At 54.2% G+C, this 13,975-nt stretch carries 10 protein-coding genes; 4 read left to right on the top strand and 6 right to left on the bottom strand.

The window, feature by feature from the left end; all coding sequences use genetic code 11:
• Positions 1–98: 98 nt before the first annotated feature.
• The 5 genes from ilvD to B4O97_RS12510 all read right to left on the bottom strand — a co-directional run bounded on the left by ilvD (position 99) and on the right by B4O97_RS12510 (position 6,382).
• The gene (gene ilvD / locus B4O97_RS12525) at positions 99–1,949 is read right to left on the bottom strand and encodes a dihydroxy-acid dehydratase (protein ID WP_083051287.1); all 1,851 of its coding nucleotides are present in this window, start codon (positions 1,947–1,949) and stop codon (positions 99–101) included.
• A 16-nt stretch (positions 1,950–1,965) separates the two neighbouring features.
• Complete coding sequence (locus B4O97_RS12520) at positions 1,966–3,471, bottom strand: glycine hydroxymethyltransferase (RefSeq protein WP_083051285.1); 1,506 nt, start codon at positions 3,469–3,471, stop codon at positions 1,966–1,968.
• Between the two features lie 183 nt (positions 3,472–3,654).
• A complete protein-coding gene (locus B4O97_RS12515) occupies positions 3,655–4,935 on the bottom strand; it encodes a cyclic nucleotide-binding domain-containing protein (protein WP_158084282.1) in 1,281 nt (426 codons plus the stop codon).
• 2 nt (positions 4,936–4,937) lie between these two features.
• Positions 4,938–5,927 carry a hypothetical protein gene (locus B4O97_RS19345; protein WP_143305680.1) on the bottom strand — a complete coding sequence of 330 codons (990 nt, stop codon included), beginning with the start codon at positions 5,925–5,927 and terminating at the stop codon, positions 4,938–4,940.
• The gene (locus B4O97_RS12510) at positions 5,927–6,382 is read right to left on the bottom strand and encodes an FtsB family cell division protein (protein WP_083051282.1); all 456 of its coding nucleotides are present in this window, start codon (positions 6,380–6,382) and stop codon (positions 5,927–5,929) included. The genes B4O97_RS19345 and B4O97_RS12510 overlap by 1 nt, the downstream gene beginning before the upstream one ends.
• 324 nt (positions 6,383–6,706) lie before the next feature.
• Here B4O97_RS12510 and B4O97_RS12505 point away from each other — a divergent pair, with 324 nt between their 5' ends.
• The 4 genes from B4O97_RS12505 to B4O97_RS12490 are packed head-to-tail and all read left to right on the top strand — an operon-like array spanning position 6,707 to position 13,157.
• A complete protein-coding gene (locus tag B4O97_RS12505; protein WP_083051281.1) occupies positions 6,707–9,004 on the top strand; it encodes a midas domain-containing protein in 2,298 nt (765 codons plus the stop codon).
• Positions 9,004–10,059, top strand: a complete 1,056-nt coding sequence (locus B4O97_RS12500; protein ID WP_083051279.1) for a hypothetical protein — start codon at positions 9,004–9,006, stop codon at positions 10,057–10,059. The genes B4O97_RS12505 and B4O97_RS12500 overlap by 1 nt, the downstream gene beginning before the upstream one ends.
• A gap of 3 nt (positions 10,060–10,062) precedes the next feature.
• On the top strand, positions 10,063–11,550 hold the full coding sequence (locus B4O97_RS12495; RefSeq protein ID WP_083051278.1) for a 6-hydroxymethylpterin diphosphokinase MptE-like protein: 1,488 nt from the start codon (positions 10,063–10,065) through the stop codon (positions 11,548–11,550).
• Complete coding sequence (locus tag B4O97_RS12490) at positions 11,547–13,157, top strand: motility associated factor glycosyltransferase family protein (RefSeq protein ID WP_158084281.1); 1,611 nt, start codon at positions 11,547–11,549, stop codon at positions 13,155–13,157. The genes B4O97_RS12495 and B4O97_RS12490 overlap by 4 nt, the downstream gene beginning before the upstream one ends.
• On the opposite strand, the gene amrB is transcribed toward B4O97_RS12490, so the two are convergent.
• Positions 13,142–13,972, bottom strand: coding sequence for an AmmeMemoRadiSam system protein B (gene amrB / locus B4O97_RS12485; protein WP_269844562.1), 831 nt, complete (start codon positions 13,970–13,972; stop codon positions 13,142–13,144). The two genes, B4O97_RS12490 and amrB, sit on opposite strands and share 16 nt — an antisense overlap.
• Positions 13,973–13,975: the final 3 nt, after the last annotated feature.

Below are 13,975 nucleotides of genomic sequence, written 5' to 3'. Positions count from 1 at the left end.
CGGTCCTCACCACTTGTTACCACAAGAGTTTGCGGGCGCTACAAAATCTTTCCTCCTTGACTATGGTAAAAATACCACGTTTTTAGAGCTGCCTTCCATTATTCCGGCAGCATTCGGGCCGCACCCGTGTCCGCGGAAGAGGCAAATATGGAGTAGATCTTCAGCGCTGTCGAGACTTCCCGTTCCCGGCCGGTCGGCTTATAGGCATCGGGACCTTTAGCTTCCATTTCCGCCTTCCTGTTATTCATTTCCTCATCGCTGATTACAAGTTCCAGCTTACGGTTCGGAATATCGATAAGAATCGTATCCCCTTCCCGGACCAGGGCAATCTCTCCGCCGGCGGCGGCCTCGGGAGAAACGTGTCCGATGGAGAGTCCCGAGGACCCCCCGGAAAAACGGCCGTCCGTAATCAGTGCACAGCTTTTTCCCAGCCCCATGGACTTGAGGTAGGATGTCGGGTAGAGCATCTCCTGCATTCCCGGTCCGCCCTTTGGGCCTTCGTAGAGTATTACGACCACGTCGCCGGGCTCGACCTTTCCTTCGAGAATCCCCTCAACAGCCTGGTCCTGGGAATAGAACACCCTGGCCCTGCCTTCAAAATGGAATATTGAGGGATCCACACCGGCGGTTTTGACAATACCTCCCCGGGAGCAGATGTTTCCGTAGAGCACGGCAAGGCCGCCGTCGTCGTAATAGGCATGGGAAACATCCCGTATACACCCTTTCTCCCGGTCCAGGTCCAGCTCTCTGAAGCGGGCCCTTTGGCTGCCCATAACCAGATTGCGGCCGCCCCCGGGGGCCGCCCGGTAGACAGAATCGGCCTCTTCGCTGATTGTAGACGCCTTCACATCGTAGAGGGCTAAAGCCTCTTTCAGACTGAGACCGTCAACCCGTCCTGCGGAGGTATCCAGTAGACCGGCTCTGTCGAGCTCTGCCATGATGCCGAGGATTCCTCCAGCCCGGTTTACATCTTCCACGTGGTAGGAAGAACTGGGGGCAACCTTGCAGAGGCAGGGAACCCTGCGGGAAAGCCTGTCTATATCGTCGATGGTAAAATCGACCTCCCCGGCCAGGGCGATGGCAAGAAGATGCAGGATGGTATTGGTAGATCCGCCCATGGCGATATCGAGGCTCATGGCGTTCAGGAAGGCCTGGCGATTCGCCACCGATCGCGGCAGAACGGATTCATCGCCCTTGAAGTAGTAGGCCTCGGCCATTTCAACAATGCGTTTCGCCGCTGACCTGAAAAGATCGATACGCTTTTCATTGGTCGCCACTATGGTGCCGTTCCCCGGCAGTGCCAGTCCGATTGCCTCGGCCAGACAGTTCATGGAGTTGGCGGTAAACATGCCTGAACAGGAACCGCAGGTAGGACAGGCGTTCTGTTCCACCTGGGTCAATGTCTCGTCGTCGACCTTGGAGTCGGCGGCCATGACCATGGCGTCTATAAGATCGTAGCGGTTCTCCCCTACCCGGCCGGCTTCCATGGGACCGCCGGAGACAAAGATTGTGGGAATATTCAGGCGCATGGCTGCGATCAGCATGCCCGGGGTGATCTTGTCGCAGTTGGAGATGCAGACCAGGGCGTCCACCTTGTGGGCATTGACCATGTATTCGACACTGTCGGCGATAAGGTCCCGGGACGGCAGACTGTAGAGCATGCCGTCGTGTCCCATGGCAATACCGTCGTCGATGGCGATGGTGTTGAACTCCGCCGCGAAACAGCCCTGCTCCTCGATCCATTCCTTCACCTGCTGTCCTATGCTGTGCAGATGCACATGGCCGGGAACAAACTGGGTAAAAGAGTTGGCAATGCCTATTATCGGCTTACCGAACTGTTCCTCCTTCATGCCGTTTGCCCGCCACAGGCTTCTGGCCCCCGCCATCCTGCGGCCGAAGGTCGTAGTGGTGCTGCGCAGTGTCCGCGCAGGTTTTGTTGTATTTGCCATGGGTTTTCTCCTCGAATTAGTCCTGAAAATGCTCCTGCATAAAGTTAAGGTCCAGTTCCGGGTATACAGGGAACCTCGACAGAAGATCCCTTACCCTCTGCTTTGCTGCCGCTGCCACCTCTTCAGATATTTCATACCTGGCTTTGCTGGACTTTCCTGCGTTCTTTCCCTTCGTAACGGTGGCGGGGCGGGTATTGCCGAGTACAGTACCGATGATTGAGGCAATCTCTTTCATCTCGCCTTTTCCCATTCCCAGGGTGGTAACGGCGGCGGTACCTACACGCAGACCCGAGGTATACCAGGCACCGTTGGGATCAAAGGGAAGGGAGTTCCGGTTCAGGGTAATACCGCATTCCCGAAGCACGCTCTCCGCCTGACGGCCGGTTAGCCCGAAACCCCGCACATCGATAAGAAACAGGTGATTGTCCGTCCCGCCGGTGGCGATAGTCATTCCCTCGGCCTGGCAGTCCGCAGCAAGGGTCTGACAGTTATCTACAATCCTGGCTGCATATTCCCTGAACTCCGGCTTGGCCGCTTCGGTAAAGGCTACCGCCTTGGCGGCCATGATGTGGGGCAGCGGCCCGCCGATTACCATGGGGCATCCTTTGTTGACGGCTTCGGCGAACTCCTCCGTGCAGAGAATCATTCCGCCCCGGGGTCCCCTGAGGGTCTTGTGGGTGGTAGTGGTGACTACATGGGCGTGGGCCACGGGATCGAAATCTCCGCTGAAGACACCTCCGGCGACAAGACCGGCAAAGTGGGCCATGTCCACCATAAGCACCGCCCCGACCTTGTCGGCGATCCGGCGCATACGTTTGAAATCGATCTTCCGGGGATAGGCGCTGTAACCGGCCAGCAGAATCAGGGGTTTGATCTCCTCGGCCTGGGCCTCGATGGCGTCATAGTCGAGAAGTCCCGTCTCACGGTCAACCGTATAGGTGTAGGAATCAAACATCTGGGCGGAAACATTGTGGCGGTATCCGTGGGTCAGGTGTCCGCCGGAATAGTAATCCAGGCCCAGGAGCCGCTGGTTTCCGAGACGTTCCCGCAGTCTGTCCCAGTCCTCCCGGGAAAGGTTCGAGGGATTGGACTCGCCAATCTCCTCCAGGCCCGGAACCTCTATGCGCTGGTTCAATATGGCCCAGTAGGCGATCAGGTTGGCATCGGCTCCCGAATGAGGCTGAACATAGGCGTAATCGGCGCCGAAAATCTCACAGGCAATCTGCGCCGCCCTGCTCTCGACGGCATCGACGTTATCGCAGCCGGCGTAGAAGCGGTGGTAGGGGAAACCCTCGGAATACTTGTCGGTTAACAGGTTTCCCATCGCCAGCTGGGTCGGCAGGGAACAGTAGTTTTCGCTGGCGATAAGCTTCAGGTTCGTCCGCTGGTCCGCGAGTTCCTGCACAATCTTGTCGGCAATTTCCGGGGCAACGGAATGGACCGACTCCAGTGAGGCTACATACGCCAGCGCGCCGGCATCGGGATTCGGATTGGCGGAGAGATACTCCTTGGTGATGTTCATAAATCCTCCTAAATATGCGTCGCGTCCCCAGGCGCGCGGGACAACGGCGGATAACTTCCCGGCGGTCGATTCCGCCTTCAAAGCAGCGCCAGTCGTGTGCGTCTAATGTATCAGTAAACCGGAAGAATCATCAATAGAAAGGAGCATCTGCCTTGGGGGATTTTCGTGGAGGGACCCGGGAAATTACATTTTTGCTATATATTCATTTAACCTGGACAGGCGCTGAGCCAGAAGCCGTGCAAGGAAGAGACCGTAGTGTGGATTCCGGCGTATCAGATTTACAAAATCAACCTTGGAAATTTTCAGGAGAATCGACCTTCCCCTGGAGGTGACCGTGGCGGAACGCCGGTTATTGATCAGAAAGGACATCTCCCCGAGAAACATATCCGCAGTCGTCAGAGTGGAGAGATGTTTGCCCTTGGAGGTAACGTCAAAGGTTCCGCTGACAATATAATAGAGGTAATTCGAGTCCTCGTTCTCGGTAAAAACCACCTCTCCGTCATTGAATATCCGTTCCTTCTGCCCCCGCAGGATTCCGGGGACAATGTTGACCTCGTCCTTCTGATGCATGATCCGAAAGGAGACGCAGTTGCCGGCCTCGTTGTATTCAAGCCCGCCCATGTAGTAATTGGACATCCGTATACCATGACCGTGTTTTCCCAGATTGACCCTGCTGTCACTGTTGCATATTACCGATTGCCAGTCAAAGCCCTCACCCTCGTCACAGATGGAGAAACTGCTGTGGTCGGTTGTTATATGATAATTGAACCGGACTTTTCGCCGGGCAATTTCGGGATTTCTGTTCTTCTCCCGGATCAGTTCAAAGATATCATTGTGATCCTTGAGCCAGCTGCTCTTTTCTTCGTAGGAAATACGGCAGTTTCCATGCTCGATGGCGTTCATGAGAAGCTCCATAAGGGAAACCTGAAGCCTGTCCCTGGAGTCTTTATTGATAAAATCTGAATTGAACAGATAGTTGGTTAAAAGATTGGCATAGGTTTTTATATCGAAGGGATCGTTGTCGATAACGAAGGCACCGTTTATTGAGTCGAAGAGCTTATTGTACAGGTCCCGGTGAAACAGAATGTTCCTGTTCTGACGGATTATTCTCAAGGCCCTGGGAAAGCTGAAATCAAGGTCATACTCAGGAATAAGAGATATGCAGTTGAACTGTTTGAGGTAGGCTTCAAACTCCGGGTCCAGACTTCCTTTGTATATGCCGATTATTCCTCCGTAAAGAATCCAGGGATCCTTCAATACCTCGTCCAGTACTCCGCGGATGTTGATCTGCCCGTCGCTCAGATTATAAATCACCAGTTCGGGCAGCTCATATTTCAGATACGCGAGGACATCCTCCCTTTTTGTGAGGAAAATCGGTTCATCCCCGGAGAACTGCCGGGAAACATACTCTCTTATACGGGAGTTGATGTTTTTTGCCGTCGAAATAACCGGAATTGAGCTCATATCTACCTCTTGACTCCAGATACCGGATCCAGCAGTGCGCGGACAGAGGAGAGTTCCTCCTGGGATCCCGGCCGGACTGCAAACTGGTGGAGAGCAGCCTCGTAAAGGGAGTAATGCCATCGTCTCTGTTCATTTTCGAACCATTCCGAATGAAAAAGCCTTTTCCCCTGCTCCCTTAAAGGAGAAGCGAACTTCCGGATCTCCCGCAGCCTTGCCATGAAGGGAGCCGCACTTCCCGTTCTTCTCTCCCACCTGAGGCGCAGAAGGTGCCAGGCCTCGTTGAAAAGTGTGTCTGTTCGAGCATAGGAATCCGTGAACTCCGCGACCCGAGAAACCAGGGGTTCCGGAAGCAGTTCCAGCCATGCCGGGGGAGACGGCAGGGAAAATCCCGAAAAACGTCTGGAACGGACCCTTACAATGCCGGAAAACCCGGCGCGGATTTCCTCTGCCTCGACATATGAGCACTCCCCGGGTTCAATTGAAATAAGATTCTCCTCAAAGGCTTCAGCTACCCCTTCCAGGATTTCGGATATCCCGGGAATCATGGTTTCGGAGCCCTCCGCATCTTCCAGGCCGCAATCAGTGACTGCGATGCAGGGAGACATGGCAAACACGGAGAGCAGATCCTCCACCATGTCTTCAACAAGATGCTGAATGATACTTATCTGGGGCGCTCCTTTTTCGGGCAATACAGAGCTCTTTGTTCCGGGATGGGCATGAATGAATTCAAAGATCCGTCGGGTGGAGAGAACGGGAATCAGTGTGAGCCCGAGGGATTCTGCGGTCGCAAGCAGTCCCCGGAAGAACTCTTCCGGGTAGGCAGCGGAATCCTTCAGGGCTGGATCGAAACTCCAGCAGAACTGTCTGTCGGGGTCGATATAGAAGGTATGTATATCCCGCTCCTTAAGGACAAGGAGCAGGTCCCGCATTATTTCTCCCCGGGGCGGAAAGGGTTGAAGATTGAGCAGAATCCCGTCAGGAGTTTTCATCATTAACTGTGGGCAGAACCGTCTGCCCTTCCCCTGGGATTGGTAAAAATTGCGATAAGCAGAAAAGCCGCAGCCATGGAAACAATGCCAGTCAGAAGGGAGGCTGCATTACGATTCGCTTCAGCCGCTCCAGGAGTTATAATCCGTCCGACGGAATAGTAGTTTCCCGGTCTGGGCTTAAAATCCTCTAGCATCAGGAATGTTTCACCGCTCCGGGCATAGCCCAGGTCCCGCGCCCGAAGAATTACCGTCTCGGAAGATCGTCGCAGGGAGTCGAATTCTCCGGAAAGCTCCCTGTGAAGATCCTTCAGGTCCTGAAGATTATTTTCAAGGCGTACAATCTCACCCTGAAGCTGACGATAAGCAAATAATCCCGTTGGACTGTACAGGTAGTAGACAAGCGAGGCAGCCATAAAGCCGATATATAACGAGAAAAGCAGACGGGTACCAATCTTCATACTTTAAATAACGGCCAACTAGGGTTAAACTTTATATTGGGGCGCCTCCAAAACCATGGTATTTTTTATCCTGATCAGGAAGGACAGGTCCTGCAGTGCCCGCAAACTCTCGTGCTGATACAGAGTTGAGGATCGCGGAAAAACCTGAGGACACAGGATATGGAATAAGGGCAGCGTTACGAGGTAGCCCTTGGATAGTACCTGTATATACCGGGTTTCCTGCATATATTTCTGACTATACAGTGGGCATCAGATTTCTGTTCAATGGATGATTGATTCTTGCCGATATATTGAGTACTGTGAACTATAATCCGGGAGACGGCCATGGGTGTTGAAAAGGATTTTGATACGCTGGATACATCAGAACAACTCGATTCAACGGGGGGGACCCTTGAGGAGTACGGAGTCTGGGTAAAATCCGGCCCTGAAGACATTGACGAAACAACGGACGGCGACTCATTTTCCCTTGAGAATCTGCCCGAGATAGAAGGGGCCACATCATTCCTGACCGAGGAAGAGGAGTCTCTTCTCGGAGACCTTGAAACAGGCGGCTCCGAAGAAGAAGACAATAATGACGATACGACTTCAGAGCAGGCCCCGGAGATGACTGAATTCGGCGAGGATGATTCAATAGAGGAAGATTTCAGCCTGGAGGACCTGGATGATATGAGTGATTTTGACTCCATCGAAGAGGAAGAAGCCGAAGAGCAGGAAAGTCCTTCGGAGGAAGAGTTCTCCCTCGACGAAGACATCTTCACCATCGACACCCCGGAGGATTCTTTTTCCGAACCGGCTTCGGAAGAAGAGACCTCTCAGCACGAGGAAGACGAGTTGTTTGAACCAGAATATGAAGCACCGGATAAGGAAGAAGAAGCTGCAGACGAAATCCGGGAATCCGAGGAAGAGGACTTTTTCGATTTAGACCTGGATAATCTGGAAGCGGATACGGAGGAAGCCGGACAGGAAGAACTTCCCTCCTTTGATGAGGAAGAGTTTGAAGCCATGTCTCTGGAGAAGGATTCCGAAGAATCCGGACTCTCCGATACTTCCGTTTTCTCCGAAGAACCCGAGGAGATAAGCCTGGATGACCTGGGACAGGACGAAGAAGAGGATCTGCCGGAACTTTCCGTGGAGAACCTTGTGGAGGAGAACATCGTCTCTTCAGAACTGGACACGGCCATAGAGGAAAAATCCGAAGTTCTGAGGAAAATTGAAGATGAACTGCATTCAATTCGCGATGAACTTGCCTCCCTCAAGAGTGAGCTCAGCAGCCTGAAGCTTTCCCCCGCAGGCGCCGAAAGGGAAGCGGCGGACCGGGATCAGGAGGAAGACGAAGAGCGCCTGCCCGGCTTTTTCGAGGAAGACGAGGATGAAACCATCGCGCTGACCGGTGATGAGCTCGACAACATTCTGAATACTGCGGATGTTACGGAAGAGGCGGGAAAAGCTTCCGAAGGTCCCGAAGAGGAACTCGACATCAACATCTCCAGCATGGACAGCAGCCTTGCGGAGGCCATCGACTTCTCCCCCGCCGAAGAAAGCACGGAAGAGTCAGAAACTGAAGAGCTTGATCTTTCAGGACTGGAAAGCCCGGAAGAGGAACATGAAGAGGAAATAGACCTCTCGGAGCCGGATACCGAAGAGGATGAACTCGAGCTTTCCGATCTGGATACCGGGGAGGAGCTTGATCTTTCGGATCTGGGAATTCCTGAAGAGGAAGAGGAAGCAACTGCAGAGGAGATAAGCCTGCCTGAAATCGGGGCAGACGATGAAGACTTCGATATTTCCGAATCCGAGGCAGTGGAAGAACTCGACATCACCGCCATGGATGATTTTGAGGATCTGGACGAAAGCCCGGAAGCAGCTGACACCCTTGACGAGGATGAACTGGAACTTCTGGACAATCCTGAAGAACACCTTGGATCGGATGATCTTCTTGATGGCGAAGACATCCTCGATATCGAGGAAGAAGAACTGTACCCGGCGGAAGAACGTACCGAAGAGCCGGAGACTGAAGCAGGTGATGAGTTCAGCCTCAGCGAAGATGAGTTTGGAGAAGAGTCAGAAGAGCCGGATTTTGCAGACCTCGATCTGGAAGATCTGGAACTTGGATCGGAAGATTCAGAACTGGAAGAAGAGCTTTCCCTCGAAGCAGAAGAGGAAACTGAAGGCGAAGATACCGGGAATGAACTGGAAGATCTGGAGGAAGAAATAGAGCTGGAAATATCTCCCGAGGACTCCCAGGAGATGGAAGAGATTATCGAAGCATCAGAAGAAGAGGCGGAATTTCCCGAGAATGAAATTCTCGACCTGAGCGAAGAGGAAATCGGCCTTGAAGCCGGGGATTCTGTTGATGACTTTGAAGAAATCGAAGCTGATGAGCTTTCTGCAGAAGAGTATGAAGATTCCGCCACGGAACCCGAGTATACCGGGGAAGATGCTGCAGCTTCCGCAGAGTCTCTGGACCTTAATCCTGCGCTGCAGAGTGAGATAAAGTCTGTTCTCTCCTATATGGACCAGCTTCTTGAGGCTCTGCCGGAAGAGAAGATTGAAGAGTTTGCCAGATCCGAGCATTTCAAGGTATATCAGAAACTGTTTGATGAACTGGGGATATCGTCCTAATGGGATTGCTTGAGAAAGCCTCGGCCCGCCGCAATCTGCCAAAAAGCGGTTTGCGGGCCCGAGCTGAGGAGTACAAAGACCACAGCTCTCCGGCTGATAATAAAAGCGGCGAATCGGGCAGGGATCCGGGCAAAAAAAAAAACCTGGCCGACACAGCGGCCGGGCTGACGGAGCTCTGCGATAAGATCGACAGTCTGGCACCCTCCCTGGAAGGGATCGTGGAGCTTTTCGAAGACGTCAAACAACTTTTTTCCATAAAAAAAGGCGCTTTTCTCACAAAAAACAGGGACGAGCGTTTTTTTCTGCCCAGGGCACAGACCGGACTGGATGTTACCAGCCGGAACCGCCTCCGCTTTCCGGCAGATGCCTTCAGCAGCCCCCGGAAGGGGACGTGGCTCTCCTTTGACGATTACTCCTTTCTTGAGCCCTTTCTCTCTTCAAGGGAATATGAACTCCTGGAAGATCTGCGCATGCTGGCGATCCGTGTCGATGATGAACCGGCGGGAATGATCCTTCTTTTCGGCGAAGAGCCGAACGAACTGGACTACATTTCGCTGGCGGAAGATCAGATAGAGGCCCTGCAGCTTTCTCTGGGCAATTATCTCCGGCGAAACAAACTGCTCCGCTTGAGCAGTCCGGGAACAGGCAGCTCCGGCAGCGTTTCGGAGATCAAAGATTTTCTGAGAAAGATTGACTCCCGGAAAAAGGAATTGACGGCAATAAGGTTTTCCCTCAACAGACTGCTGATACATCTTGCCGCCCTCTCCGCGGATGTAGATCTTTTCAGAGCCAGGAGAGACAGCCTGCGGATCATCGAAACCCTCTTCGAGGGCAGCTCCCGGATTGTTCCGCTGAAGGACGAGGAGTATCTCCTGCTGCTGGGAACCCGGCAGCGTCCGAATCCGAAGCTTCTGCAGCATCAGGTTCGCCTTGCCCTGCAGAACTTTTTTTCCGATAATGAGGCCGGGATAGATTTTCACCTGGCACCTCCTCCCGCCGCATTTGATTCCCTGGAGGAACTTATTGCCCAGTATCCGCCGGAGAAGCAGCCTTAGCCGATGCTGAGCTTTGAAGCAAGCCGAACAGGAGATATCATTCCCCTCATGGACGGCAGGGCCCTGATATCCCGGTTTGATCCTTCCAGAGAAGCTGAACGTTTTGTCCGTTCCAGCATACACGGTTCCTTTAAGGCCTCCGGGACTGTCCTTATTGTCGGTGACCTGCTGGGGTATCTTGCCGGGGCTGTCCGCAGAACCTTTCCCGAAACAAGAATAGTCAGTCTGTCTCTTCATTCCGACCTGATGACGGAGAATCTCTCCGGAGGTGCAAGGGAAATATACTGGTCCCCGGCCTCGGACCCTCTGGATGCAATCCTCACGGGCTGCATTGACGAAGAGATCCTCCTTGTCCAGGGTTTTGCTCTTCTGGAATGGCAGCCGTCGATCAATGCATTTTCCGATACAGCCTCGGAGGTACTCGCGAAAATCCAGCGGCGGATACGCATTCTGAACGGTAACATAACCACCATAAAAGCCTTCGGCTTCCGCTGGATACGGAACAGTATATCCAACTTCCTTTTCCCGCAGAATTTCTGCCGGATTTCAGAATCCCGGGGGCCCTTTCTGATTGCGGCATCAGGTCCGAGCCTTAATCGCGACGAGGAGTATATTCGAAACAGCAGGGCCGCCCTTATCGCCCTGCCCTCAAGCCTCAGCTTTCTCAGAAACCTGGGGCGTATTCCGGACATCATTATCCAGACAGATCCCGGGTACTACGCCTCTCTGCATCTCTCAGAAGCTCAGGGCATGAAGGTCCCTCTGGCGGCTCCGCTTTTTACAGATACCGGCATCCGCCGCCACATGGGCCCGGTTCTTCCCGTAAGCTGCGGTGAACCTTTTGAGGAGGCCCTCTGGTCCCTGCTTGATATCGAACCCCTGAATATTCCTGCCATGGGTACCGTCGCCGCAAGCGCCATATTCTTTTCCCTCGGCCTGAGCAGGGAACCGGTAATAATTGCCGGCCTCGACCTTTGCTATGACGATATACATCCCCATGTGCGGCCCCACAGCTTTGACCCTGCTTTTTCAAAAGACGTCTGCCGTACGCATCCTCTCTATTCCCGGAAATACCGCTACTCCCGGGACACAGCCCCGGAGCAGGGCCAGTCTCCGTCTCTCCGGACCTACAGCGACTGGTTCGCAGGCCTCGGGGAGGAGACAGCGCACAGAATTCTCCGGCTTAATCCATCCAGGATTGGCCTTCCTTTTCCTCCGGTCCAGGCACCACATCCTGAAGAGATTTCAGGCAGCGAGGGGCGACTCTCGTTCCAGGGAATTTCCGTCCCGTCCTTCAGTCTCAGAAAGGATCGTTTGTTACAACTCCTTGACGACAGCCGTCGGATGGCTTCACGGGATCCCTCCTCTCCCCTTTTCAGAGAGCTCCGGCTGAAATTATGTCCTCCCGGAATCGAGGCGGATCCGGACGAATACACAGCGGGGAAGATCCTGGAGCTGCGGGAAATCGTTTCCTCCATGGAGGAAACGTGAAGCTTCTGGAAGCAAACCTGAGCATCCTTGGACGCCGCTTTCCGGAGATAGCCCGCCGGGTTTTGGCGGCGGATCCGGAGCCGTACATCCGCTTCTCATCGTCAAAAAACGGCCTGCAGATTGTGTACGAAACCTTTGGAGAGCGGGAGTATCCTCTGCATTCAACGATAGACCCTTCCCGTGAGGCTCGTCGCCTCCTTCAGACCGCTGGAAATTCCGGGTTCACCGTCGTCTACGGCCTTGGTGCAGCGTGGCACCTGGAAGAGTTTCTGAACCTGAACGACAGGGAGGTCCTTCTCATCATTGACGGGCCGGGACGCCTCAGGAGTTTTCTCAGCGGACGAGATTACCGGAAAATCCTGGAACACCCGCGTTTCAAAATGCTTCTCGATCCCGGTCCCGAGGAGCTTACTGATCACCTGGTGCACAACTACCTGCCGGGTCTTCACGGCGGCTTCAGCTTTATCTGTCTGCCGGCCCTCTCCATCCGCCGGCGGGAACGCTATGAGCAGCTTAAACGTGCCGCTGATCTTGCCCTGAACCAGATCAGGAACGACTTTTCAGTGCAGGCCCACTTCGGACTTCTGTGGAGCCGCAACTGCATTGCCAACCTTGCTTATCTTCAGGACTTTCCCGCAGCATCGGATTATCTTTCTCTTTTTGAAAAATCGATAAAAAAGGCCATCCTTGTGGGAGCCGGACCGAGCCTGCGGGAAGACCGTGAGCTGTTACTGCGGACGGCCGCGGACTCCATGCTTATTGCAGTGGACACCGCCCTTCCCTTTCTTCAGCAGCTGGATCTGAAACCGGACCTGGTTGTCAGCATCGACAGCCAGTACTATACCCTTCTTCATGCCATGCAGCCGGGAAGTCTGGACATCCCCTGGGCCGTCACCCTCTCCGCGCCGCCGGCACTGCTTCGCAGTCTCAAAAAACCCTTCGTCTTTGCCGGCGGGATTCCTTTGGAGCTTGCGCTGGCCCGGAAGACCGGCCTTCCGATCATGGATACCGGAGGAGGAAACGTTCTGCAGGCGGCCCTTTCGCTGGCGCTTTCCGCAGGGATGGAAGAGCTGACAGTCTTCGGCGTTGATTATTCCCAGCCCGGAGGGATTCCCTACGCTCCGGCAACCTACGTGGACCGCTGGTTCCGCCTCAGGGAGACAAGAACTTCGCCCTTTCTTGCACAGTCCCTGGGATTTACCTTCGAAGGACGCAGGGGACAGGAGATCCCCGAGTACAACCGACTTTACCCCTGCCCTCGCCTTGACCGATACCGGGATAACATGGCAGCCTACCTGAAAACGTGTTCCGGGAAGCTGAAGATCCACGGCGTTTCCGCCCCGCTTCTGGCAACGGGAAGTACCCCATCGTCCGGGGCACAGGCCCTTCAGGTCCTTCCGACGGAGGAAACCCCGAAACCCTCCGTGCTTCTCCGTGAGATCTCGGAGGAACTCAGAAACAACGCTCCCGGTACCGTGCAGCTGCTCTACCCCCTCATTTCATTTCTGAGAAAGCAGCGTGAATCCTCCGTCGCAGTAACCGGCGAAATTATCGAGGAAGCCCGCAGCCTCTTTCTGAAATTCGTTTCCCTCTATGCAGGGGAATAGAGAACCGCAGCGTATCCAACCAGGTTTTCCGAGGGCATCATATCGTAACTGGTGGTATACTCAAGGAGTTGGCTTCTTGAGCACCCCGAGGAAAATGCGAAGGAGACCGCGGCTGCAGCCGCACCGGGAGAACAGGCCGAGCGTTCAGCCAGGCCGAGTCGCAGAAGCTGCTGCACATCCCCCTTCATGGCAGCCTGAATAAAGCGATGGTCGTTGACCTCCCGGATCCAGGCATAGGCCTCTCCAACAGGGCCCCTGGGAGTAAAACCGTAGCCGGGACCATAGTGGGTCAGATCGGTGGATCCGATCACCCCGATCTTTACGCTCTTTTCTTTTTCATATTCCGCAAGCATCTGACCGAGTTCAGACGCAAGCCCGGAAGGGGGAGCACGAAGCACGACAACCGGCGTATCCGGATGATAAAACGCGATAAGAGGAAGCTGTACTTCCGTTGTGTTGTCAACTCCGCCGGAATAATGAAGATCAAAGCGGGAATCTATCAGGGAGACGAGTTTCCCGTCGGTCTCGATAAAACCCGCCGGGGTGTTGTAAGCTCTGAAAGGGAGACAATGAAGCTTTTCCCCGGGACCAAGATGACCGCCCACGAGAACGATAACATCGCAGGCTTCCAGGGAGGCAATGGCTCTGGCAGCTGTTCTGCCGGAGAAAGTCCATCCTGCGTGGGGTACGATACAGGCGCAGCCATGGGGAATGGCGTCGCCCCTGTCGAGCTCACCAAGGAAAGAACGTATTTTCTCCATACTGCGGGGGTACCAGCCGGAAGGGAGACCAGGATTATGAATTCCTTCTCTCATCCA

The organism is Marispirochaeta aestuarii (assembly GCF_002087085.1).
Taxonomy (GTDB): Bacteria; Spirochaetota; Spirochaetia; order JC444; family Marispirochaetaceae; genus Marispirochaeta; species Marispirochaeta aestuarii.
Note: the sequence above shows the minus strand (reverse complement) of the source record. Positions and strands in the feature narration are given on the sequence as shown.